This is a genomic window from Luteimonas terrae (assembly GCF_004358165.1).
Classification (GTDB): Bacteria; Pseudomonadota; Gammaproteobacteria; order Xanthomonadales; family Xanthomonadaceae; genus Luteimonas; species Luteimonas terrae.
The window spans coordinates 20,500-42,499 of sequence record NZ_SMTG01000010.1 but is presented as its reverse complement, the minus strand read 5'-3'; the positions used below and the strand labels follow the sequence as shown (position 1 = coordinate 42,499).

At 69.9% G+C, this 22,000-nt stretch carries 20 protein-coding genes, 1 tRNA gene and 1 pseudogene; 14 read left to right on the top strand and 8 right to left on the bottom strand.

The genetic code is table 11. The features are described 5' to 3' along the window. Nucleotides 1–183 precede the first annotated feature (183 nt). The 5 genes from prmA to E2F49_RS16055 all read left to right on the top strand — a co-directional run bounded on the left by prmA (nucleotide 184) and on the right by E2F49_RS16055 (nucleotide 5,117). Nucleotides 184–1,104, top strand: a complete 921-nt coding sequence (gene prmA / locus E2F49_RS16075) for a 50S ribosomal protein L11 methyltransferase (protein WP_133394830.1) — start codon at nucleotides 184–186, stop codon at nucleotides 1,102–1,104. 42 nt (nucleotides 1,105–1,146) lie between these two features. Next, on the top strand, nucleotides 1,147–2,061 hold the full coding sequence (locus E2F49_RS16070) for a DUF3426 domain-containing protein (protein WP_133394829.1): 915 nt from the start codon (nucleotides 1,147–1,149) through the stop codon (nucleotides 2,059–2,061). Between the two features lie 126 nt (nucleotides 2,062–2,187). After that, nucleotides 2,188–2,457 carry a DNA-binding transcriptional regulator Fis gene (fis, locus tag E2F49_RS16065; protein ID WP_055246298.1) on the top strand — a complete coding sequence of 90 codons (270 nt, stop codon included), beginning with the start codon at nucleotides 2,188–2,190 and terminating at the stop codon, nucleotides 2,455–2,457. Between the two features lie 71 nt (nucleotides 2,458–2,528). After that, entirely contained in the window at nucleotides 2,529–4,130 is a 1,602-nt protein-coding gene (purH, locus tag E2F49_RS16060) for a bifunctional phosphoribosylaminoimidazolecarboxamide formyltransferase/IMP cyclohydrolase (RefSeq protein ID WP_133394828.1), read from the top strand. Nucleotides 4,131–4,220: 90 nt separating this feature from the next. Then, entirely contained in the window at nucleotides 4,221–5,117 is an 897-nt protein-coding gene (locus E2F49_RS16055; RefSeq protein ID WP_133394827.1) for a hypothetical protein, read from the top strand. Between the two features lie 43 nt (nucleotides 5,118–5,160). Here E2F49_RS16055 and E2F49_RS16050 read toward each other — a convergent pair whose 3' ends face one another. After that, nucleotides 5,161–6,633 (bottom strand): alanine/glycine:cation symporter family protein, encoded by a 1,473-nt coding sequence (locus E2F49_RS16050; RefSeq protein ID WP_208004934.1) that lies wholly within the window; start codon nucleotides 6,631–6,633, stop codon nucleotides 5,161–5,163. 142 nt (nucleotides 6,634–6,775) lie between these two features. Between E2F49_RS16050 and purD the strand changes: the two genes are divergently transcribed. The 5 genes from purD to E2F49_RS16025 all read left to right on the top strand — a co-directional run bounded on the left by purD (nucleotide 6,776) and on the right by E2F49_RS16025 (nucleotide 11,549). Further along, nucleotides 6,776–8,074: a phosphoribosylamine--glycine ligase gene (gene purD, locus E2F49_RS16045; RefSeq protein ID WP_133394826.1), complete on the top strand. Its 1,299-nt coding sequence runs from the start codon at nucleotides 6,776–6,778 to the stop codon at nucleotides 8,072–8,074. A 55-nt stretch (nucleotides 8,075–8,129) separates the two neighbouring features. Beyond that, a complete protein-coding gene (locus E2F49_RS16040) occupies nucleotides 8,130–8,600 on the top strand; it encodes an acyl-CoA thioesterase (protein ID WP_055246293.1) in 471 nt (156 codons plus the stop codon). A 58-nt stretch (nucleotides 8,601–8,658) separates the two neighbouring features. Then, complete coding sequence (locus E2F49_RS16035) at nucleotides 8,659–10,608, top strand: MFS transporter (protein ID WP_133394825.1); 1,950 nt, start codon at nucleotides 8,659–8,661, stop codon at nucleotides 10,606–10,608. Between the two features lie 111 nt (nucleotides 10,609–10,719). Then, entirely contained in the window at nucleotides 10,720–11,112 is a 393-nt protein-coding gene (locus E2F49_RS16030; RefSeq protein WP_133394824.1) for a CD225/dispanin family protein, read from the top strand. Further along, on the top strand, nucleotides 11,112–11,549 hold the full coding sequence (locus tag E2F49_RS16025; RefSeq protein WP_133394823.1) for a DUF2752 domain-containing protein: 438 nt from the start codon (nucleotides 11,112–11,114) through the stop codon (nucleotides 11,547–11,549). The genes E2F49_RS16030 and E2F49_RS16025 overlap by 1 nt, the downstream gene beginning before the upstream one ends. Before the next feature lie 13 nt (nucleotides 11,550–11,562). Here E2F49_RS16025 and nudC read toward each other — a convergent pair whose 3' ends face one another. The 3 genes from nudC to E2F49_RS16010 form a co-directional block, all read right to left on the bottom strand. Further along, entirely contained in the window at nucleotides 11,563–12,435 is an 873-nt protein-coding gene (gene nudC / locus E2F49_RS16020; protein ID WP_133394822.1) for an NAD(+) diphosphatase, read from the bottom strand. A gap of 65 nt (nucleotides 12,436–12,500) precedes the next feature. Continuing rightward, on the bottom strand, nucleotides 12,501–12,875 hold the full coding sequence (gene erpA / locus E2F49_RS16015; protein WP_055246289.1) for an iron-sulfur cluster insertion protein ErpA: 375 nt from the start codon (nucleotides 12,873–12,875) through the stop codon (nucleotides 12,501–12,503). 32 nt (nucleotides 12,876–12,907) lie between these two features. Beyond that, nucleotides 12,908–13,630, bottom strand: coding sequence for a DUF6776 family protein (locus E2F49_RS16010; protein WP_243713634.1), 723 nt, complete (start codon nucleotides 13,628–13,630; stop codon nucleotides 12,908–12,910). A 100-nt stretch (nucleotides 13,631–13,730) separates the two neighbouring features. Here E2F49_RS16010 and E2F49_RS16005 point away from each other — a divergent pair. From E2F49_RS16005 to E2F49_RS15995, 3 genes and pseudogenes are all read left to right on the top strand, one after another. Beyond that, nucleotides 13,731–14,285 (top strand): annotated as a pseudogene (locus tag E2F49_RS16005) (DUF4126 domain-containing protein); the annotation flags it as partial. A gap of 122 nt (nucleotides 14,286–14,407) precedes the next feature. Next, a complete protein-coding gene (locus E2F49_RS16000; RefSeq protein ID WP_133394820.1) occupies nucleotides 14,408–16,222 on the top strand; it encodes an EAL domain-containing protein in 1,815 nt (604 codons plus the stop codon). Between the two features lie 10 nt (nucleotides 16,223–16,232). Continuing rightward, on the top strand, nucleotides 16,233–18,731 hold the full coding sequence (locus tag E2F49_RS15995) for a hybrid sensor histidine kinase/response regulator (protein WP_133394819.1): 2,499 nt from the start codon (nucleotides 16,233–16,235) through the stop codon (nucleotides 18,729–18,731). A gap of 154 nt (nucleotides 18,732–18,885) precedes the next feature. On the opposite strand, the gene bfr is transcribed toward E2F49_RS15995, so the two are convergent. From bfr to E2F49_RS15975, 4 genes are all read right to left on the bottom strand, one after another. After that, nucleotides 18,886–19,359: a bacterioferritin gene (bfr, locus tag E2F49_RS15990; RefSeq protein ID WP_133394818.1), complete on the bottom strand. Its 474-nt coding sequence runs from the start codon at nucleotides 19,357–19,359 to the stop codon at nucleotides 18,886–18,888. Between the two features lie 118 nt (nucleotides 19,360–19,477). After that, entirely contained in the window at nucleotides 19,478–19,693 is a 216-nt protein-coding gene (locus E2F49_RS15985; RefSeq protein WP_055246284.1) for a (2Fe-2S)-binding protein, read from the bottom strand. Nucleotides 19,694–19,767: 74 nt separating this feature from the next. Next, nucleotides 19,768–20,361 (bottom strand): RNA pyrophosphohydrolase, encoded by a 594-nt coding sequence (locus E2F49_RS15980; protein WP_133394817.1) that lies wholly within the window; start codon nucleotides 20,359–20,361, stop codon nucleotides 19,768–19,770. 132 nt (nucleotides 20,362–20,493) lie between these two features. Next, a tRNA-Met gene (locus tag E2F49_RS15975) sits at nucleotides 20,494–20,570 on the bottom strand. A 103-nt stretch (nucleotides 20,571–20,673) separates the two neighbouring features. Here E2F49_RS15975 and E2F49_RS15970 point away from each other — a divergent pair. Further along, nucleotides 20,674–21,939: a serine hydrolase domain-containing protein gene (locus tag E2F49_RS15970; RefSeq protein WP_208004933.1), complete on the top strand. Its 1,266-nt coding sequence runs from the start codon at nucleotides 20,674–20,676 to the stop codon at nucleotides 21,937–21,939. Nucleotides 21,940–22,000 lie beyond the last annotated feature (61 nt).

Sequence of the window (22,000 nt, the reverse complement as noted above, 5' to 3'; positions counted from 1 at the left end):
CGACAATGCCGGCCAGAGGCGTGCGATCCGGGACTGTGGCGGCCGACGCGTCGCCGGCGCGATGGCGCGCACATCCCGGGCCCCGACGGGCGGGGCGCGCCACGGATACGGTCTGCGCGACTCTTTACGCGCCCCCGCCGGGGCACCAAGATGCCCGGCCCCCTGCCCCACCCCGGATTCCCGATGCCCTTCCTCGAACTGAGCCTGCGCTGCACCGAAGCCGAGCAGCCGCGCTACGCCCATGCCCTGGAAGACGTCGGCGCGCTGGCGGTGACGATGCTCGACGCCGATGCCGATACCTCGGACGAGCAGCAGATCCTCGAGCCGGGCGTGGGCGAGACGCCGCTGTGGCATTCCATCGTGCTGACCGCGCTGTTCGAGGCCGACACCGATGCGCTGGCGGTGCTGGCTGCGCTCGAATCCTTCGACGCGGGTCTGGACTGGACCCGCGCCGGTTTCCGCAGCGTCGAGGACCAGGACTGGGAACGCGCGTGGATGGACCAGTACGCGCCGCTGCAGTTCGGCGCGCGCACCTGGATCGTGCCGTGGAACGCCGAACTGCCGGAAGGCGCAGGCGACGATGCGGTGGTGATCCGGCTCGACCCGGGCCTGGCCTTCGGCTCGGGCACGCATCCGACCACCTCGCTGTGCCTGCAGTGGCTGGACACGCTGGCGGCCGAGGGTGCGCTGGCCGGGACCGAGGTGCTCGACTACGGCTGCGGCAGCGGCATCCTCGCGCTGGCCGCGCTCAAGCTCGGCGCCGCGCGTGCGATCGGTGTCGACAATGATCCGCAGGCACTGGTCGCCTCGCACGACAATGCCGAGCGCAACGGCGTGGGCGACGCGCTCGAGGTGTTCCTGCCGGCCGAAGCGCCGCAGGCCACCTATCCGATCGTCGTCGCCAACATCCTCGCCACCGCGCTCGACGCGCTGGCCGAGACGCTGGCCGACCGTGTCGCGGTCGGCGGGCGCATCGCGCTGTCGGGCATTCTCGACGGGCAGGAGGAGGAACTGCTGCGTCGCTATCGCCCGTGGTTCGAGCAGCTGGCGGTCGCGCGCGAAGGCGACTGGGTGCGCATCGACGGCGTGCGCAAGGCCGGCTAACCGTCCGCATTCCGCGTCGCGGCCGCATGCTTCAATAGCCGCATGTTCATCAACTGCAAGCACTGCGGTTCACTGGTCGCAACCGACCCCGCGACCGACCAGCCGCCGGAGCGCTGCCCGCGCTGCCGCGGCGTGCTGCGCAGTGCCTCGCAACCGCAGGTGTCCGTTGCGTCCCTGTTGAAGGCGCCGGTCGCGGAAGACGCGCCAGTCGTCGCCGAAGCGAAGCCCGGGGCGCCGCTCGACTCCGATGCGCCGGCGACGCCACGCCCTGCGTCGACGCCTCCATCCGAGGCAGTCGTCGAACCACCGGCTCCGCGGCCGGGCGACGCAGTCGCTGCGCCGGCCGCACCCGCGACTGCGGAAGACACCATCGTCGACGAGGTGCGGCCCCCGGTGCCCGCGGCCGCTGCGGCACAGAAGCCGGCCGCGCTCCGGACATCGCCGAGCTTCGCGCGCCGCGGCGCCGCCGTCCCGCGCGACGCGCGCGCGCGACGCCAGCAGCGGCGCCTGTCCGTCGCCGTGGTCGTGCTTACGGCAGTGCTCGGCCTGCAGATCCTGCTTGCCGACCGGGCACGGCTGGCAGCCGACCCCGCATGGCGACCGACGCTCGTCCGCCTGTGCGGTGCACTGCGCTGCAGCCTGCCGGCGTGGCGCGAGCCGACCGCATTGACCGTGCTCGCGCGCGACGTGCGCCCCGACCGCACACGGCCCGGCCAGCTGTCGGCCAGCGCGACCTTCCGCAACGACGCGCGCTGGGCGCAGGCCTGGCCACGACTGCGGCTCACGCTGTCGGACATCGACGGCCGCGCGGTCGGCAGTCGCGTGTTCACCGTCGAAGAATATCTGGGCGGACCGCCGCCGGCGCCGACGCTCGCCGCCGGCCACAGTGCCGACGTGCGGATGCAGCTCGTCGAAGCGGACACGCGCGCGGTGTCTTTCGCTTTCGATTTCCTCTGAGTCGCGCACGCCCTCTCGCGCTGGCGAGGGCCTGTGGCCCGCGATAGACTGGCCGGCCGCTCCGTCGTCCGGACTGCGCACTGCGTGCCGGCGGCGACGTCGACGCTGCCATTCCCGAGAGCCGCCTTGAACGCAGATCGCACCGACAGCAGTTCGCGCGAAGCGCCGCGCACGCCCCTGCGCGAGCACGTCGCGACCTCGATCCAGCGTTACCTCGGTGATCTCAACGGCAACGACACCGACAACCTCTACGAGGTCGCGCTGCGCGAACTCGAGATTCCGTTGTTCGTCGAAGTGCTGAACTTCTGCGAAGGCAACCAGAGCCGTGCTGCGGCGATGCTGGGCATCCACCGTGCGACGCTGCGCAAGAAGTTGCGCGAGTACGGCCTGACCTGAGCCGCAGCCCCGGCGGCGTCGGTCACGCCGTCGCTATAATCGCGGGCTTCCCCGCTCCGCAGTCGACTCCCATGACCGTCTCCGTTCCGTCCGGCGCGCCCGTCGCGATCCGCCGTGCCCTGCTGTCGGTGTCCGACAAGACCGGCCTGCTCGAACTGGCCCGCGCACTCGCCGCGCGCAACGTCGAACTGCTGTCGACCGGCGGCACCGCCAAGGCGCTGCGCGAGGCCGGCCTCACCGTGCGCGATGTCAGCGACGTGACCGGATTTCCGGAGATCATGGACGGACGGGTCAAGACCCTGCATCCGAAGGTCCATGGTGGCCTGCTCGGGCGCCGCGGTACCGACGACGCGGTGATGGCCGAACACGGCATCGACGCGATCGACCTGCTGGTGCTCAACCTCTATCCCTTCGAGCGCGTCGCCTATGCGCCCGACGCGAAGTTCGACGACATCGTCGAGAACATCGACATCGGCGGCCCGGCGATGCTGCGTGCGGCGGCGAAGAATTTCGCGCACGTCGCGGTCGCGACCGATCCAGCGCAGTACGACGCGCTGCTGGCCGAACTCGACGCCCACGACGGCGCACTGTCGGCGCAGACGCGCTTCGCGCTGTCGGTCGCCGCGTTCAACCGCGTGGCCCAGTACGACGCGCGCATCAGCGACGTGCTGTCGGCGATCGCCGAGCCGTCGGATGCCGGCGCGGCCGCACGCGCGCCCTTCCCGGCGCAGACCAACGGCAACTTCGTCAAGATCATGGACCTGCGCTACGGCGAGAACCCGCACCAGCAGGCCGCGTTCTATCGCGACCTGTTTCCGGTGGCCGGCACGCTGGCCACGTTCACCCAGCTGCAGGGCAAGGAACTCTCGTACAACAACATCGCCGACAGCGATGCGGCCTGGGAATGCGTGCGCCAGTTCGACGCCCCGGCCTGCGTGATCGTCAAGCACGCCAACCCCTGCGGCGTGGCCGTCGGCGCGGCCTGTGGCGATGCCTACGAACTCGCCTACGCCACCGATCCGACCTCGGCCTTCGGCGGCATCATCGCCTTCAACCGCAAGCTCGACGCGGCGACCGCGAAGGTCATCCTCGACCGCCAGTTCGTCGAGGTGCTCATCGCACCCGACTACGACGACGCGGCGCTCGAGTACGCGACGAAGAAGGCCAATGTGCGCGTACTGCGCATCCCGCATGGCGAGGGTCGCAACAACATCGACGTCAAGCGCGTCGGCTCGGGACTGCTGATGCAGACCGCCGACATCCGCGAAGTCACCGCCGACGAGCTGAAGGTCGTGACGAAGCTCGCGCCGACCGACGCGCAGCTGCGCGACCTGCTGTTCGCCTGGCAGGTGGCGAAGTTCGTGAAGTCGAACGCGATCGTCTATGCGAAGGACCAGCGCACGATCGGCGTCGGCGCCGGCCAGATGAGCCGCGTGTATTCGGCGCGCATCGCAGGCATCAAGGCCGGTGATGCGGGCCTGGTCGTGCCAGGTTCGGTGATGGCGTCCGACGCGTTCTTCCCGTTCCGCGATGGCATCGACGCCGCGGCCGAAGCCGGCATCCAGGCCGTCATCCAGCCGGGCGGCTCGATGCGCGACCACGAGACCATCGCCGCGGCCGACGAGCATGGCATCGCGATGGTGTTCACCGGCGTGCGTCACTTCCGACACTGATCGCAAGGTCTCCGCGCGCCACGTGCGCGTGAACGGATCGCGCGACGGCCGCTGCTAGAGTCCGGCGCATCTTCTCCGCAGGATGCGCCGATGCCGTCGTCTTCGCCGAAACCCGTGCGGTGCTTGCTCGTCGCAGCGCTGTCGTGCGTGCTGGCGGCCTGCGGCGAGACGCCTGCGCCGCCTGCAGCCGCCGCGATGCCGGCGTCCACACCGGAGGTGCTCGCCACGCGCGATGCACTGCCGGCGCGCGACGCGGCGCAGACGCCGGTCGGCCTCGATGGCGGCGCGGTCCGCGACTATCTCGTCAGCCAGTACGGCGAGCTGGCCCAGCTGCAGGGCGACTGGCCCGGCACGCCGGTCGCCGACGGTCTCGGCAACGCGCCGGCCTCGCGCGAGATCTGCGCGCGCGAGGCGATCGGCAGCGCCGATGCGCCGGCCGAACTCGTGGCGGTCTGCGGCGTGCCCGACGGCGCCGGGCACGTGACCACGGCGCTGACGGATTTCTTCCAGCTGCGCATCGTCGACGGCGCGGTCGTCGCCGATGCGCGCCAGCACATGGACAGCTTCGGCAGCATCGGTGACGTTGCCGATGTCGAGGTGCGGCGCTTCGGCCCGCGCCTGTACGGTTTCGTCGTCGAGGACGGCTTCACCGGCCAGGGCATCACCGTCGGTAATGCCTCGATCGTGCTGCCCGACGCAGGCGCGTTCCATCAGGCCGGCAGCCTGCGCACCAGCCTCGACAATCTCGGTGCGATGGAAGGCTGCGCGGAACGCGACGACTGCGCACCCGACGCCGGCTACGACCTCGCGTTCGAACTGACCGTCGACATGCGCGATGCGACCGCGGCGGTGTGGCCGCTGCGCGTGCACGAGCGCGGCGAGGCCTGCGGCCGGCGTGTGGATCGCAGCCACGCCGTGCCTTTCGACGGCGCCGCCGGCGCCTGGCGCGTGCCGCCGGCGTTGCAGCGCGATTCGGGCTGCGACTGACGGAAAGCGCAGGCGCGGCACGGGGCCGCGCGTCCGGCTTCGATCAGGGGTTGCCCGGGATCGGCGGCCTGGTCGGGGTCTTCGTCCAGATGCTGCGATCGATCGAGTCGCCCAGTTCCGGAAAATCCGCCGCATCCAGTCGCGGCGAGGGATCGCCGGCGCGCAGTTTGCGGTCGTAGTCGCGCGTGAGCTTGATCGCGACGCCGGACAGCAGCATCACCGCAGCCAGGTTGACCACCGCCATCAGGCCCATCGCCGCATCGGCGGTCTCCCAGACGATGTCGAGCTTCGCGAAGGCGCCCCACGCGACCATGCCCAGGCATCCGATGCGCAGCAGCAGCAGACCGGTCGCGCCGCCGCGCAGGAACAGCACCGCGCTCTCGGCGTACGCGTAGTTGCCCAGAATCGACGTGAGCGCGAACAGCGTCAGTGCGACCGCGATGAACACCGGCCCCCAACTGCCGAAGTGCACCGCCATCGCCTGTTGCGTGAGCACGGCGCCCTCGCTCCCCACCGGCAGCACGCCCGAGAGCAGGATCATCAGCGCGGTGGCGGTGCAGACCAGCAAGGTGTCGACGAATACGCCGAAGGCCTGGATCAGGCCCTGACTGGCCGGGTGATGCGGCACCGGCGTGGCCGAGGCAGCGATGTTCGGCGCGCTGCCCATGCCGGCCTCGTTGGAGAACAGGCCGCGTTTGACGCCATTGAGCAATGCGACCGCGAGTCCGCCCAGCACGCCGCCAGCCGCCTGGTCGAGACCGAACGCGCTGCGCACGATCAGCGCGAGCATCGCAGGCACCTCGCCCAGATGCGTCAGCACCACCCAGCCCGCCAGCGCCAGATAGCCCAGAGCCATCACCGGCACGACCACCTCCGACATCCGTGCCACGCGGCGCAGCCCGCCGAAGATCACCGGCGCGGCGACCAGCACCAGCGCGCCGGCCGTCCATGCCGGCCCGATGCCCCAGGCTTCCGACACGGCGCCGGAAATCGAATTGGCCTGGACCGCGCTGAACACCAGGCCGAAGGCCAGCACCAGGCATACCGAGAAGATCGCGCCGAGCCACGGCGCGCGCAGGCCGCGCGCCATGTAGAACGCGGGGCCGCCGCGGTAATGGCCTTCCGCGTCGCGCTGCTTGTAGAGCTGCGCCAGCGCGCTCTCGACGTACGCGGTCGCCATGCCGAAGAACGCGACGAGCCACATCCAGAAGATCGCGCCGGGGCCACCGACGCCGAGCGCGATCGCCACGCCCACCAGATTACCCGTGCCCACGCGCGAGGCCAGCGACGTGCACAAGGACTGCAACGGCGAGATCCCCGCGCGATCGTCGTCGGTGCCGCGCCGCAGGTTGCGCAACATCTGTGGGAACCGTCGCAGCTGCACGAAGCCCAGGCGCAGACTGAACCAGATGCCGACCAGCGGCAGCACGCCCACCAGGACGTAGTTCCACAGTACGCCGTTGACGGCGCCGACGACGGGCGACAGGGCGTTCTCGATCAGCTGGACCACATCCATCAGCGGCCGGTACTCCGGTATGCGAAGCGACCGAGCCTAGCATCGCGCCCTGCGCGGCCCGGTGCACAGCCGGACGCCGAGCGCGCGGCCACAGCGCGCAGCTGGCTTAAACTGGCGGCTTTCCGGTTCCAGGCAGTCGCGCATGAAAAAGGTCCTCGTCATCGGTTCGGGCGGTCGCGAGCACGCGCTGGCGTGGAAGCTCGCGCAGTCGTCGCAGGTCGGCGAGGTGCTGGTCGCGCCGGGCAATGCGGGCACGGCGAAGGAAGCCGGTTGCCGCAACGTCGACGTGGCGGCGACCGACATCGATGCGCTGCTGGCGCTCGCGCAGTCCGAAGGAGTGGCCGTAACCGTCGTCGGCCCCGAGGCGCCGCTGGTCGCCGGTGTCGTCGATCGCTTCCGCGCGGCCGGCCTGCGCATCTTCGGCCCCACCGCGGCCGCCGCGCAGCTCGAGGGCAGCAAGGCCTTCGCCAAGGACTTCCTCGCCCGGCACGCGATTCCGACCGCGGGCTATTCGGTGTTCACCGATGCCGATACCGCGATCGAATACGTGCGCCAGCACGGCGCGCCGATCGTCATCAAGGCCGACGGCCTGGCCGCCGGCAAGGGCGTGATCGTGGCGATGTCGCTGGACGAGGCCGAAGCCGCGATCACTGACATGCTCTCGGGCAACGCCTTCGGCGCGGCCGGTGCGCGCGTGGTGATCGAGGAATTCCTCGACGGCGAGGAAGCCAGCTTCATCTCGATCGTCGACGGGACGACCGCGCTGCCGATGGCGACCAGCCAGGACCACAAGCGCGTCGGCGACGGCGACACCGGCCCCAACACCGGCGGCATGGGTGCGTACTCGCCGGCGCCGGTCGTGACGCCGGAAGTCCATGCGCGCGTGATGCGCGAGGTCGTCGAGCCCACCGTGCGCGGCATGATCGAAGACGGTGTGCCGTTCACCGGCTTCCTCTACGCCGGTCTGATGATCGATGCGAGCGGCGCGCCGAAGGTCATCGAGTTCAACGTGCGCTTCGGCGATCCGGAGACCCAGCCGGTGATGTTGCGCCTGCAATCGGATCTGCTGGATCTGGTCGAAGCCGCAATCGACGGCCGCCTCGACGGCGTCGAGGCAAAGTGGGACCCGCGACCATCGCTGGGCGTGGTGATGGCCGCCGAGCATTACCCGGACACGCCGCGCACCGGCGACGTCATCAATACCTGGGACACGCCACCGCTGGCCGACACCAAGGTCTTCCACGCCGGCACCAAGCTCGACGCGCACGGCCAGGCCGTGACGGCCGGCGGTCGCGTGCTGTGCGTGGCCGCGCTGGGCGAGACCGTCGCCGATGCGCAGGCGCGTGCCTACGGCGAGATCGCCGGCATTTCCTGGCCGGGCGAGTTCCACCGCCACGACATCGGCTGGCGCGCGATCGCGCGCGAGCGCGGCGACGCCTGATCTGTTCGAATGCGACGAGGGCACGACCGTGATTCCAGGCAACGCGCAGCTGAGCATGACCGTGCTGATGACGCCGGACATGGCGAACTTCTCCGGCAACGTGCATGGCGGCACGTTGCTCAAGTATCTCGACGAAGTGGCCTACGCATGCGCCAGCCGCTATGCGGGCCGCTACGTCGTGACGCTGTCGGTGGATCAGGTGACGTTCCGCGAGCCGATTCACGTCGGCGAGCTGGTGACGTTTCTCGCGTCGGTGAACTACACCGGCCGCACGTCGATGGAAGTCGGCATCAAGGTGATCACCGAGGACATCCGCAACCGCGCGGTGCGCCATACCAACAGCTGCTTCTTCACGATGGTGGCGATGGACGAGAACGGCCGCAGCACGCCGGTGCCGCCGCGCGATCCGCAGACGCCCGAGGAACACCGCCGCTTCGAGCAGGGCCGCCAGCGTCGCGAGATCCGCCAGGAGCTCGAGGCGCGCTATCGCGCGGTGCGCGAAGCCTTCCCCGATACGCCGGGCTGAGCGCCGCGCGCAACGCCATGCGGCTTTGCTAGGCTCCGCGCATCGTCGAGGAGCCCGCATGTCCGGCCAGTCCCAGTTCGCGCTGCTCCGCCAGCGCCGCTTCCTGCCCTACTTCACGGTCCAGGCGCTGGGCGCCTTCAACGACAACGTCTACCGGCAGTCGATCATCGCGCTGCTGTTCTTTCTCGGCGTCAGCGGCAGCGAGCGCACGCTCTACACCAATCTCGCGCCGGCGCTCTTCATCCTGCCCTACTTCCTGTTCTCGGCGATCGCCGGGCAGATCGCGGAGAAGGTCGAGAAGCAGAAGCTCATCGTCATCACCACGACGATGGAGATCGTGATCATGTCGGTCGCGGCGGCAGGCTTCCTGCTCGAGAGCATGCCGGTGCTGCTGGTCGCGCTGTTCCTCACGGGCACGCAGTCCACGCTGTTCGGCCCGGTGAAGTATTCGATCCTGCCGTCGGTGCTGCGACCCGAGGAGCTCACCGGCGGCAACGGCCTGGTCGAGATGGGCACATCGATCTCGATCCTCGTCGGCATGATCTACGGCGGCCTGGTGTTCAAGCTCGCCGGCAGCTACGGGCCGGAGGCCGCGGCCGTGTCGGTCGTCGTGCTGGCGGTGGCCGGCAATCTCGTCGCGCGGCTGATTCCCAAGGTCGATGCCGGTGCGCCGGAGCTCAAGGTGAACTGGAATCCGATTCCCGAATCGCGCGCGATCATGCGTCTGGCCAAGCGCCAGCTCGCGGTGCGCAACGCGATTCTCGGCGTGTCGTGGTTCTGGTTCGTCGGCACGGTGCTGACCGCGCAGCTGCCGACCTACGCCGAGCTGCATCTGGGCGGCGTGGCCAACGACACCGCACTCTACATTTTCGCGCTGGCGCTGTTCTCGATCGGCGTCGGCGTCGGCTCGCTGCTGTGCGAGAAGCTGTCGGGGCGTTCGGTCGAAATCGGCCTGGTGCCGGTCGGCGCGATCGGCATCACCGCATTCCTGCTGGATCTGTACTTCGCGCGTCCCGGCGCGCCGCCGGCGACCGGGCTGACGATCGCGCAGTTCCTCGGCGACTGGGCCGGCTGGCGCATCGTCATCGACCTGACCGGCATCGGCATGTGTACCGGCTTCTTTGTCGTGCCGCTGTTCGCCTTGATCCAGAGCCGCACGCCGAAGTCGGAACTCTCGCGCGTGATCGCCGGCCTCAATATCCAGAACTCGCTCTTCATCGTCAGCGCCGCGGTGCTCGGCGTGCTGCTGCAGATGGACGGGTTCACCGTCGCCGGTGTCCGGGTGCCCCTGCCGGGGCTGAGCATCCCGCAGGTGTTCCTCGCGCTCGCGATCGCCAACGGCCTGGTCGCGCTGTGGATCTTCACCATCGTGCCCGAGTTCCTGATGCGCTTTGCCAGCATGCTGTTGGTGCGCGTGCTCTACCGGCTGCGCCCGCGCGACGTGGAATCGGCGGTGCCGGCCGACGGCGCGGCGCTGATCGTCTGCAACCACGTCAGCTACATGGATGCGTTGATCCTGTCGGCGGCGATCCCGCGCCCGGTGCGCTTCGTCATGTACTACCGCATCTTCAACGTACCCGGCCTGTCGTGGATCTTCCGGCACGCGAAGGCGATTCCGATCGCCGGTGCGAAGGAGGACCCCGACCTGATGCAGCGCGCGTTCGACGCGATCGACGCCGCGCTGGCAGAAGGCGAACTGGTCGGCATCTTTCCCGAGGGCAAGCTGACGCGCGACGGCGAAATCTCCGCCTTCAAGTCGGGCGTCGAGCGCATCCTCGAACGCGCCGCCGAACGGGGCCAGCGCGTGCCGGTGGTGCCGATGGCCTTGCGCGGCATGTGGTCGAGCATGTGGAGCCACCGCGACTCGCGCCTTGGCCGCATGCGCGTGCCCAGGCGCGCGCGCGCGCGGATCGACGTCGTCGCGGGTCCGCGCATCGAGGATGGCGCATCGATCGACGCCGGCGCCCTGGAGGCGCAGGTGCGCGTGCTGCGTGGCGATGCCGCCTGATCCGCGTCCTGACGTCGCAATGCACAAGTGTGGCGCTACAGTACGGCGTCCCCGTCGCCTGACGGCGGTCATCGACAGTTCCCAACCGTTGCAGCACAAGGAGTTTTCTCGATGAGTTCGATTCCGCCGCCACCCGGCTCCTACGGCACCCCGGAACCACCGCCGTACGGCGCACCGCCGCCGGGCGCCCCGCTCGCACCGGGCACCGTGCCCAACCATCTCGCCTGGTCGATCGTCGCCACGGTGCTGTCGCTGTGCCTGTGCTGCATCATCGGCACCATCCCGGGCATCGTCGCGATCGTGTTCGCCGCCAAGGTCAACACCTTGCTGGGCCAGGGCGATCTGGCAGGTGCGCAGCGCGCATCGAGCACCGCCAAGACCTGGTGCTGGGTCACGACCGGTCTGTGCATCGTCGGCCTGCTGTGGACGATCTACTCGTTCACCCTCGGCGGCGGCATGGCGCAGTACCAGATGATGATGGACCAGATCCAGTCGGGCGTCTGATGTCCACTGCCGGCAGCCACGTGCCGCGTCGCCTGCGTGCCTTGACCATCGCACTCGCGGGCGGTGGCGTGACGCTGGCGGCCACCGGCGCGTGGTTGCTGCGCAGTTTCGATCCCAACGCACCCGGCAGTCCGTTTCCGCCTTGCATGTTCTACAGCGCCACCGGCTGGCATTGCCCGGCCTGCGGCCTGACCCGCTGCCTGCACGCGCTGGTCCATGGCGACCTGCCGCGTGCGGTCTCGATGAATCCCCTGCTGTTCGTGCTGCTGGCGCTGGTGCCGCTGTTCGCGGGCTGGCATCTGGGCTGGCGGCCGCCGTGGCTGCAGCGGCTTGCGCGCGTGGCGTCCGACTGGAGGCCCTGGGTCGCGCTGGTACTGATGTACTGGGTCGCGCGCAATCTGCCCTGGATGCCTTTCACCTTGCTCGCGCCGGGCTGATTCCCCCGGGCCTTTACGCCTGCGCGGCGTGCCAGGCCGAGATGAGCCAGCGCGAGATTGACGATTTCGGCGACAGCTTCAACCACGGATGCGCATCACGCAGCGCCAGGCCGATGTCCTGCGCCTCGAACCAGCGCGCGTCTTCCAGTTCGTCGTTGACCTGTGGCGCATCGGGCTGCGCCTGCGCGGTGAAGCCGAGCATCAGCGATGCCGGAAACGGCCAGGGCTGCGAGGCGAGATAGCGGCAGCCGGTGACACGGATCGCGCTCTCTTCGAAGACTTCGCGCATCACGGTCTGCTCCAGCGTCTCGCCCGGCTCGACGAATCCGGCCAGCGTGGAATAACGCCCTTCCGGCCATGCGGCCTGGCGACCGAGCAGCAGGCGCGCGCCGTCGGTCACGGCGACGATCACCGCAGGATCGGTGCGCGGATAGTGTTCGATGCCGCAGCCGGTGCACCGCCCCAGCCAGCCCGCGCGCGCGTATTCGAGCGGCGCGCCACAGGCGCCGCAGAAGCGATGCCGGTCGCGCCAGTGCAGCACCGCGCGCGCCTGCGCGAATGCGGTGGCTTCGCGCACCGGCCACTGCGCGGCGGCGCTGCGCAGATCGATGGTCGCGGGGATGTCGAGCGTCGTCGGTGCGTCGTTCGCCGGCAATGCGAACCAGCCCTGGTCCGCGTGCAGTCCGAGGAACACCGCCGATGCCGGACGCATGCCGACCGCAGTGCCGTCGAGCGCCGGGGGCATGCCCTGCGCATCGACACCGGCATCGCCCCTGGCATCGAGCACCAGCACGCGCGCCTCCGGCCACAGGCGGGCCAGGGCGTCGGAATCGGTACGCAGGTGTTCCGCGCGATCGAGCGGAGCGTCGACGAAGCTGAAGTCCATCACCCGATTATGGCGCCACGTCGTGTCGCGGCAAGGACAGCGCGCGATCCCGCGCGCAGATGTCGTCAGACGTTGAAGCTGCTGCCGCAACCGCAGGTCGACTTCGCGTTCGGATTGCGGATCGTGAACTGCGCGCCGTGCAGGCTCTCGACGTAATCGACCGAGGCGCCCATCAGGTACTGCAGGCTCAGCGGATCGACCACCAGGGTCACGTCGTCGGTGACCACGGCCAGATCGTCCTCGGCCCGCTGCTCGTCGAACTCGAAGCCGTACTGGAAGCCCGAGCAGCCGCCGCCCTGGATGTAGACGCGCAGGTTCAGCGCCGGATTGCCCTCGCCTTCGATCAGCTCGCGCACCTTCGCCGCAGCGGCCGGGGTGAAGTCCAGCGGCCGGTCCAGCGACTGGTAACCGGGACTCTCAAGGGTGAAAAGCTCGCTCATGTCGCACAGGATGGGGCTGGGCCCCGGCCGCTTCAAGCATCCGGCGCGGAACGCGGCGTCACGTCGGCCCAGCTGAATGGCCGTTCCACGGCGCTGCCGCGCTCGGGCTCCAGCCGCACGGTCACGCGCAGCGGCTGGAAGCCGGCCGGCAGCACGATGTCGCCCTCGATCTGCTGGAAATACTTGAACGAATACGCCACGCCGGCTGCATCGTCGCTCTGGCGCAGCGTCGTCCAGTCCAGGGTTTCGAGACGGCCGTCGCGCGTGCCTTCGATCGACAGGCGCATCGTGCCGACGCTCGCGGCGTCGCGGCTGAGGCTCTGGGTCAGCGTGGCGGTGTAGTGCCAGCCCTGGTCGGTGCGCGGCTGCACGCGCAGTTCGTGCACGGTCAGACCACGCCGCTGCGCGGTGGAGCCGACGAAGCGTTCGTAGAAGGCGACGTCGGCGCGCAGCGCGGCGATTTCCTCGTCGCGTTCGGCCAGCGTGCCCTGCAGTTCGCGGTTGGCGTCGCGGCTGATCTGGTCGGAGCGAGTCAGCGTGGACACCTGCTGGCGCAGGCCGTCGAGCTCGGACTGCTGGTCAGCGAGCTGGCGCTGCGGATTGCCGGACGTCGGCGCGAAGGCCTGCCAGGCGCCCCAGAGTCCGAACAGCAGGGCCAGCGCCACGATGCCGGCCAGAAGCAGCGGGCCGCGGCGCAGCGGCGTCTTCGGCGTCGCCGGTGTCGGCGTTTCGGGAGGGGGAGCGGCTGCGGTCATCGCGACGGTATAGCCAGCGCCACGAAGCCGCGTCAAGAAAAGCGCGGCCCTATACTCGCCGGCGTTGTGCACCCGTTGTCGTTCGCAAGGAGCCTCGACGATGTCCGAAGCCCATCTGTTCGCGGTGGGCGTGCTGCTCGCCTGGCTGGCCGGCGTGCGCGCCTACCTCACCGTGTTCGGCGTCGGTATCGCCGGTGCATTCGGTTGGCTGGACCTGCCGCCCGCGCTGGACGCGGCGACGTCGCCCTGGGTGCTCGGGGTCTCGGGCGCGTTGGCCCTGGTGGAGTTCTTCGCCGACAAGATTCCCGGGGTCGATTCGGGCTGGGACCTGCTGCAGACCCTGGCGCGCGTGCCGGCGGGCGCGTTCCTGGCCGCGGCCACGCTGTCGCCCGACGGCGATCTGGGCGCCGGCATGCTCGCCGCCGGCGCCGGCGTCGCACTGACCAGTCATGCGCTCAAGGCCGGCAGCCGGCTGCTGCTCAACGCCTCGCCCGAACCGGTCAGCAATCTCGCCGCGTCCACCACCGAAGACGTGGTGACGCTGGGCGCGCTGTCGATCGCCTTCGTCTGGCCATGGCTGGCGCTGGCGCTGGTGCTGCTAATCGCGGTGCCTGCTGCGTGCGTCGTGTGGTGGCTGTGGCGACGCCTGCTGCGACGCGTGCCGAAGGCCGCGCGCGCCTGATCCCGCACGCGTCCGCGTGACCCGCTTGCCGCGCGTCTCCAGGCACACCGGTTAAAGTTGCCTGCTCCCCCACATCGCGTCACAGTGCCGCACCTATGTCCGATGCCGACAGCAAACAACGCGCCGAATTTCCGCCTGCCGCCTATTGGCGACGCTGGGCGGCCGATGCCGGTCAGCCCACCCTGCCCGGCGATCCGGCCGATGCGAGCCGCGAGGACGCGCCCACCGGTGTCGCGACGCCGGTCGACGCCACCGAGGCGCCCCACCGTGTCCTGATCGTCGAGGACGACCCGAGCCAGGCGCTGTTCGCCGAGAGCGTGCTCAATGGCGCCGGCCTGCAGGCGCGCGTGGTCGCGGTGGCCGGCGAGTTCATGGGCGCGCTGTCCGAATTCCAGCCCGACCTGGTGTTGATGGACCTGCACATGCCCGGCATGGACGGCGCGGAACTGACCGCGCAACTGCGCCAGCAGGCCGCGTTCTCGCACATTCCGGTGGTGTTCTTGACCGGCGATGCGGATCCCGAGCGCCAGTTCGAAATGCTCGAGGTCGGCGCCGACGATTTCCTGACCAAGCCGGTCCGCCCGCGGCACCTGATCGCCGCCGTGCAGAACCGTATCCGCCGCGCGCGTGCGTTGCAGCAGATGCCCGATCCGGGCCGTAATCCGCTGACCGGGCTCAACAGTCGCCTGCAACTGCTGCAGCACCTGGCCGATGCGATTCCCGCCGACGCGCGCGGCGCACTCGGCTTCGTCGAGATCGAAGGCATCACCGCGTTGCGCGACCGCTACGGCTACGCCGGTCTGGAAACCATCCTGACCGACGCAGGCCGCTACATCCGCACGCTGGTGGGCGACGCCTCGGCAACGCGGCTCAACGACAACACCTTCCTGGTGTTCGCGCCGGACGTGGCCCGGGTCGACCTCGACAGCTGGGCGCGCAGCCTGCGCGACGGCATCGGCAGCCATCCCTTCCCGCTCGCCGACCAGACCATCCGTCTGCGCGCACTGGTCGGTTACGCCGATCTCGCCCACGGCTACGACGATCCGGGCAGCGCGCTGGCGGCCGCCGAACAGGCGCTGCGCGAATCGCGCGGCACGCCGGTCGGCATCGCGGTGCACATGCCCGCGCCCAGCGCCGCGCCCGGCGAAGCCCAGGGCGGCCTGGGCGACGACCTGCACGATGCGCTCGCCGAGAACCGCATCGAACTCGCCTTCCAGCCCATCGTCGCGGTCGCCGGCGGCGACGAAGCGCAGTACCAGACGCTGCTGCGCCTGCGTGGCCGCGACGGCGAACTGCATTCGGCGGCGCGCGTGTTGCCGGCCGCGGAACTGGCCGGCCTGCTGCACGAGATCGACCGCCGGGTCATCGAACTGGCGATCGCCACGCTGGTCGAACGCCAGCGCGTCGGCAGCACGATGCGCCTGTTCGTCTCGCAGTCCTCGCGCAGCCTGATCCAGGCCGGCTACGCCGACTGGCTGCTGCAGCAGATCGCCGACGCCGGCGTGCCGGGCACCTCGCTCGTCATCGACGTGCGCCAGGACGATGCGCTGATCCACGCACTGTCGCTGCAGGATTTCTGCGCGCGCATGGTGCCGGCCGCGGTGCAGCTGTGTCTGGGCCAGTACAGCGCCAGCGAGGAAGCCGATGCGCTGCTGGCGCAGCTGCCGCTGGGCTTCGTGCGGCTGGCCGCACGCTACTCGCGCCAGCTCGACGAGCCGCGGGTGCGCGACGAGATGCGCGTGGCCGTGGAGCGCGCGCATCGGCTCGGACTGCAGGTGATCGGTCAGCAGGTCGAAGACCCGCAGGCCGCCGCGACGCTCTGGATGAGCGGCATCGATTTCATCCAGGGCAATCTCGTCCAGCGCGTGGCCAACGTGCTCGACTTCGACTTCCACCACTCCGTCCTCTAGGCCACGCCGCATGATCGCGCGCCGACGCCCCTCCGCCCTGGTGTTGCGCTGGCTCGCGCTCGGGGCGGCGGCGGGCGCCGCGCTGACGATGGTGCTGGCGGCGCTGGCGCTGCCCGGCCCCTGGCAGATCCTGGCGCTGGTGCTGGCACTGGTGGCGGTGATCGCCTCGATCGGCGTCAGCGTGCACATGCACCAGGGCGTGCGCGATCTCGAAGCCGCCGACGAGCGCCTGCGTCAGGACGAACTCGCGCTGGGCGAACTGCAGCGCGAACTCGAGGAGCGCACCCGGCTCGAGCAGGATCTGCGCCAGGCCAAGAACGCGGCCGAATCGGCGGTCATGGCCAAGGGCGAATTCCTCGCCACGATGAGCCACGAGATCCGCACGCCGCTCAACGGCATCACGCCGATGCTCGACCTGCTGATGCACGCGCGTCTGGCGCCCGACCACGCGGAGCTGGTGCGCACCGCGTACCTCTCGGCGCAGCAGATGCAGCGCATCGTCGACGACATCCTCGACTACTCCAAGCTGGAGTCGGAGAAGCTCGAACTCGAAGCCACCGGCTTCAACCTGCGCGAGCTGATGGACGGCGTGATCCAGGTGATGGAGCGCGCCGCGCAGACCAAGGGTCTGCGGCTGGGCCTGCAGATCGATCCGGCCGTGCGTCTGCCGGTGCGGGGCGACCCGGTGCGTCTGCGCCAGGTGCTGGGCAATCTGATCAGCAACGCGGTCAAGTTCACCGAGCGCGGCAGTGTCGCCGTGCACGTGCGCCGGCTCGGCGAAACCGCCGCGCAGCACCAGTTGCGCTTCGAAGTGCGCGACACCGGCATCGGCATCAGTGCCGAAGGCCGCACGCGCCTGTTCCAGGCCTTCAGCCAGGCCGATGCTTCGACCACGCGGCTGTACGGCGGCACCGGTCTGGGCCTGGCGATCTCCCGCCGCATCGTCGAACTGATGGGCGGCCGCATCGGCGTGGATTCCGAACCCGGCGCCGGTTCGACGTTCTGGTTCGAGGCGCCCCTGCTCAAGGCGCAGGGCGACATGCCGGTCGAAGACACCACGCCGCGCGACGGTCGCGTGCTGCTGCTCAGCGCCGACCCGCGCCTGCGCCTGCGCCTGAGCATGCTGATGCCCAACTGGGGCCTGCGCGTGAGTTCGGTGGAGACCACGCAGGAAGCGCTGGACCGGCTGCGCACCGCCGCCAACCAGGGCACGCCTTGGGCCTACTCGGTCGTGGTCGCCGACCTGGCCGGCATGCGCAACACAGCCGTCGCGCTGTATCGCAACGTCACCCGTCAGGCGGCCTACGGCGAGCTGCGGCTGGTCTGTCTCTACGGTGACGAGAGCGTGTCGGAAGAGCTGCGCCAGGGCGCGACGCTGCTGAGCCGGCAATCGCCCGATGCCGATCTGCGCGAGGCCGTACTCGGCGTCAGCGCACCGGCGCCGCAAGTGTCGGACCTGCCCGAGACCGTGCACGTGCCACCGGTGGTCGAGCCACCGGCCGCACCGGTCTACGCGGCGCCGCCGGTCGTGCCGGCACCGGCCCTCGTCCCACAGCCACCCGCGCCGGCCGTCGAGGCGACGGCCGAGGCTGCGCGTGGCACCGGTACCCGCAAGCCGCGCGTACTGCTGGTCGAGGACAACCCCGTCAATCTGATGGTCGGCCAGCGTCTGCTCGGCGTGCTGGGCATCACCTGCGACACGGCCAGCAACGGCGAGGCCGCGTTGCTGCGCATCGCCGCGTCGCGCTACGACATCGTGCTGATGGACTGCCAGATGCCGGTGATGGACGGCTATACCGCCACCCGCCGCTGGCGCGAGCACGAGGCCGCCGAGGGCAGCGCGCGTCGCCTGCCGATCATCGCGATGACCGCCAACGCGATGGCCGGCGATCGCCAGAAGTGCCTCGATGCCGGCATGGACGACTATCTCGCCAAGCCGGTCACGCGCAGCGAGCTCGACCGCTGCATCCACCGCTGGTGGGATCCCGACGCTGCGCCGGTCGCGGTCGCCGAACGCGTCGTGGCGCCGGTCTCCGTCGAACCCGTTGCCGATGCTGCGCCGTCCGCGCCCGCGCCGGACGCACCCCTCACCCCACCGGACGCGATCGATCCCGCCATGCACATTCCGATGCCGGTCCCGCCCGTCGACCGCGGGCCGTTGCCACCGGTCATCGATCACGAGGTGCTCGACGATCTGCGCAGCGTGCTCGGCGACGAGGTCGACCGCCTGGTCGATGTGTTCCTCGACGACACGCCGCGCCTGCTGTCGGCGCTGGAGAACGCCGTCGATGGTCCGGACTACGACGGCCTGCGCGAGGCCGCGCACTCGCTGAAGTCCTCGAGCGCGAACCTCGGCGCGATGTCGCTGTCGGCCGCCGCCAAACGGATCGAGACCGGCGCACGCGAACGCAACCTCGAACGCCCCGCGGTCGCGGTGGCGCTGGTGTCCAACGAATTCGCACGCGCGCGGCGCATGTTGCGCGAAGGGCGCACCTCGAACGCCGGCTGAGACGCCGGCGTCGTTACAACGCTGGGAACCTCATCGAGGCCCGTCGCGGGCGGTCAGATGGCGCGTGGCGGAGCGCAGAAAGCGCAGCCTACGTGCATCTTCGGGCACCGCACGCGCGCCAGATGGCAAGCGCAGCAGGGCCTCGACCGGGTCGTCAGTCGTCGTCGAGCTGGCTCTGCAGGTAGTTCTCGAGGCCGAGGCGCGAGACCAGATCGAGCTGGGTTTCCAGCCAGTCCACGCGCTCCTCCTCCTTCTCCAGGATGTCGGCCAGCAACTTGCGGCTGACGAAGTCGCCGACGTTCTCGGCATGGGTGATCGCTTCGCGCAGGTTGGGCAGTCCGTCCATGTGCAGGGCGAGATCGCACTCGATGGTTTCGATCGGCGCCTCGCCGACGCGCAACTTGCCCAGCGCCTGGAAGTTCGGCAGTCCTTCGAGAAACAGGATGCGCTCCGAAAGCGCGTCGGCCTGCTTCATCTCTTCGATCGACGCCTTGTACGCATGCTTGCCGAGCTCGTTGAAGCCCCAATGCTTGAGCATCTTGGCGTGCAGGAAGTACTGGTTGATCGCCGTCAGCTCGTCGTACAGCACCTTGTTGAGAAAACGGATGACCTGCGCGTCGCCCTTCATCGCGGGAAGCTCCACAAACGGAATGCGCACACTCTAGCGACCCGCGGATTCCGGTGACGGAACGCGAATCGTGCTCAACACAGGTGTCGTTCGGCCTTCGGGGCGGCCGGTGTCGCGATCAGGCCGCGGATGCGATCAGCGGCAGGTCGATCACCGGCGCGCGGCGTGCGGCGGCGTGATAGTCGTCGAGCAGGCCGGCGGCCATATCGAGGCAGCTGCCGCAGGTCGCGCCGGCACCGGTGCGCATCGTCAGCTCACTGACTTCGCGGCAGCCGTTGGCGGCCGCCTGGCGGATCTGGGAGTCGGTGACGCCGTTGCAGATGCACACGTACACGGATTGCGTTCCTGGCCGACGGGCTGGGGATGCCATTCGGCCACAAACGAGAATCAGTGTCAAACAAGAACGATTCAGCCGGCGCTGCCGTCGTCCCGGCCGCGCGCGGCCTCAGCACTGCGTCGCCGGTGCTGCGGCCGTCGCCCGCGCGAGCGCGATTCCAGCGCGACCTGCGGGATCGCCTGCGTCCCCGCCACCTGGCGCGCGTACTTGGCCAGATGCCCCAACGCGCTCGTGTAGACGCCGCGCTTGAACATCACCACGTGCTCGAGCGGGTACCAGAAATCGACCCAGCGCCAGTGGTCGAACTCGGGCTTGTCGGTCAGATCGAGGCGCAGATGGGTCTCGTCGCCTGTGAACTGCAGCAGGAACCAGACCTGCTTCTGGCCCACGCAGACGATGCGGTCGTTGCGGCGGATCGCCCGCTGCGGCAGCCGGTAACGCAGCCAGCCGGGCGTCGCGCCGAGCACGGCGACGTGTTCGGGCAGCAGCCCGGTCTCCTCGCGCAGCTCGCGGTACATGGCCTCGAGCGGCGTCTCGTCGGTGTTCATCCCGCCTTGCGGGAACTGCCAGCCGTCACGCCGGACCCGGCGCGCCCAGAAGACGCGCCCGTCCGGGTGCATCAGCACGATGCCGACATTGGGTCTGAACCCGTCCGGATCGATCACGATGCGGACTCCTAATGCGATTGACTTGCGTCACTGGCATCGACTCTGCCACGCGTCGCGTGACGGGACAAGCCGGACCTGAACGCAATGACGCGCCCACAAAAAACCCGCCATCGCGGCGGGTTTCCGGTGTGGTGGCTATGGGTGGACTCGAACCACCGACCCCAGCATTATGAGTGCTGTGCTCTAACCGGCTGAGCTACATAGCCATCGGTCGCGCGGGAGTTCCCGCAACGAGCCGCGCATTCTGCCCAAGCCCTGCGCGCGCGTCAATCGGGCGCAGTCCTGCCCCGCTTCGATGGACGCCGTCCGATGCCGGTGATGCCTGGTTTTCCGCACCGCGGCCGCCGCCGCTTTCTCGGCCTCGCGGGCACGGTCGGTCTGCTGCCGTGGCAGACGGCGCTGGCGACGATGTGCGCCGATCGCAGGCGCAGCTGGCAGCCGTGCCGGGTACTGCTCGACGATCTGCCGCGTGCGATGGCGGCATTTGCGGTGCCCGGCGTGGCGATCGCCGTGGTCGAGGACGGCGCCGTCGCATGGCAGCAGGGTTTCGGCGTGCTGCACGCCGAGCGCAGGACGCCGGTGACCGAGGACACGCTGTTCGAGGTCGCGTCGCTGAGCAAGCCGGTCTTCGCCTATCTGGTGCTGCAACTGTCGGATGCCGGTGTGCTCGATCTCGATCGCCCGCTGGTGGCCTACCGGCGCCCGGACTATCTGGGCGAGAGCCCGTGGCTCGCGCGCATCACCGCCCGCGATGTGCTGCGCCACACGACCGGGCTGCCGAACTGGCGCGCGCAGCCTGCGACCGAAACGCTGGAGCCGAAGGTCGAACCCGGCACGCGCATCGATTATTCGGGCGAAGCCTTCGTCTGGCTGCAGCTGGTGATCGAAACGCTGACCGGCGAGAGCCTCGATCGCACCGCGCGGACACGCCTGTTCGCGCCGGCCGGCATGCGCGACAGCAGCTACGCTTGGAACGAGGCGATGGCCGCGCGTTCGGTGTACGGCCACCGTGCGCACGACGCCGGGGAAGCCGGGATGCCACCGCAGATGCTGCGCGAACAGTGGAGCGCCGCGCAGACAATCGCCGATCGCGACGGCATTCCGCTGTCGGACTGGACCTGGGCCGAGGCCGCGCGCGCCCTGCCCGCCGTGCAGGCGGCCACGCCGCCGGGACTGGCCAACTGGCCCGGCGACATCCTCGCCAACGCGGCGGCGAGCCTGCGCTGCACGGTCGGCGACTACGCGCGGTTCCTGGCGCTGTCGATGACGCGCGGCGCGCAGCGCGCGCCCTGGGAGATCGCCGAAGCCACGCGGCAGGCGATGCTGACCCCGCAGACGATCGGGGCGACGCCGTGGAGCGCGAAAGGCCTGGGCTGGAACATCGAGCCGACCGCCGACGGGCCGGTCTTCCATCACGCCGGCAGCAACGGCGGCATCTTCAAGAACTTCGCGCTGGGCGATGCCGCCCGGCGCCGCGGCTTCGTCGTCCTGACCAACGGCGGCAGCGGCCAGTACCTGTACCGGCGCATCGTGCGTGCGGCGACCGGACTCGACCTGCTGGCCTTCGATCGTTGATGCCTCCGATAAGGAAACGCCCGCGTGGCCGCGGGCGTTTCGTGTGCTGCATGCGTTGCGG

Excerpts from the sequence above, each read along its gene's own strand:
- prmA (WP_133394830.1), top strand. The coding sequence starts at position 184 with ATGCCCTTCCTCGAACTGAGCCTGCGCTGCACCGAAGCCGAGCAGCCG.
- E2F49_RS16070 (WP_133394829.1), top strand. The coding sequence starts at position 1,147 with ATGTTCATCAACTGCAAGCACTGCGGTTCACTGGTCGCAACCGACCCC.
- purH (WP_133394828.1), top strand. The coding sequence starts at position 2,529 with ATGACCGTCTCCGTTCCGTCCGGCGCGCCCGTCGCGATCCGCCGTGCC.
- E2F49_RS16055 (WP_133394827.1), top strand. The coding sequence starts at position 4,221 with ATGCCGTCGTCTTCGCCGAAACCCGTGCGGTGCTTGCTCGTCGCAGCG.
- E2F49_RS16050 (WP_208004934.1), bottom strand. The coding sequence starts at position 6,633 with ATGGATGTGGTCCAGCTGATCGAGAACGCCCTGTCGCCCGTCGTCGGC.
- purD (WP_133394826.1), top strand. The coding sequence starts at position 6,776 with ATGAAAAAGGTCCTCGTCATCGGTTCGGGCGGTCGCGAGCACGCGCTG.
- E2F49_RS16040 (WP_055246293.1), top strand. The coding sequence starts at position 8,130 with ATGACCGTGCTGATGACGCCGGACATGGCGAACTTCTCCGGCAACGTG.
- E2F49_RS16035 (WP_133394825.1), top strand. The coding sequence starts at position 8,659 with ATGTCCGGCCAGTCCCAGTTCGCGCTGCTCCGCCAGCGCCGCTTCCTG.
- E2F49_RS16030 (WP_133394824.1), top strand. The coding sequence starts at position 10,720 with ATGAGTTCGATTCCGCCGCCACCCGGCTCCTACGGCACCCCGGAACCA.
- E2F49_RS16025 (WP_133394823.1), top strand. The coding sequence starts at position 11,112 with ATGTCCACTGCCGGCAGCCACGTGCCGCGTCGCCTGCGTGCCTTGACC.
- nudC (WP_133394822.1), bottom strand. The coding sequence starts at position 12,435 with ATGGACTTCAGCTTCGTCGACGCTCCGCTCGATCGCGCGGAACACCTG.
- erpA (WP_055246289.1), bottom strand. The coding sequence starts at position 12,875 with ATGAGCGAGCTTTTCACCCTTGAGAGTCCCGGTTACCAGTCGCTGGAC.
- E2F49_RS16010 (WP_243713634.1), bottom strand. The coding sequence starts at position 13,630 with ATGACCGCAGCCGCTCCCCCTCCCGAAACGCCGACACCGGCGACGCCG.
- E2F49_RS16000 (WP_133394820.1), top strand. The coding sequence starts at position 14,408 with ATGTCCGATGCCGACAGCAAACAACGCGCCGAATTTCCGCCTGCCGCC.
- E2F49_RS15995 (WP_133394819.1), top strand. The coding sequence starts at position 16,233 with ATGATCGCGCGCCGACGCCCCTCCGCCCTGGTGTTGCGCTGGCTCGCG.
- bfr (WP_133394818.1), bottom strand. The coding sequence starts at position 19,359 with ATGAAGGGCGACGCGCAGGTCATCCGTTTTCTCAACAAGGTGCTGTAC.
- E2F49_RS15970 (WP_208004933.1), top strand. The coding sequence starts at position 20,674 with ATGCCGGTGATGCCTGGTTTTCCGCACCGCGGCCGCCGCCGCTTTCTC.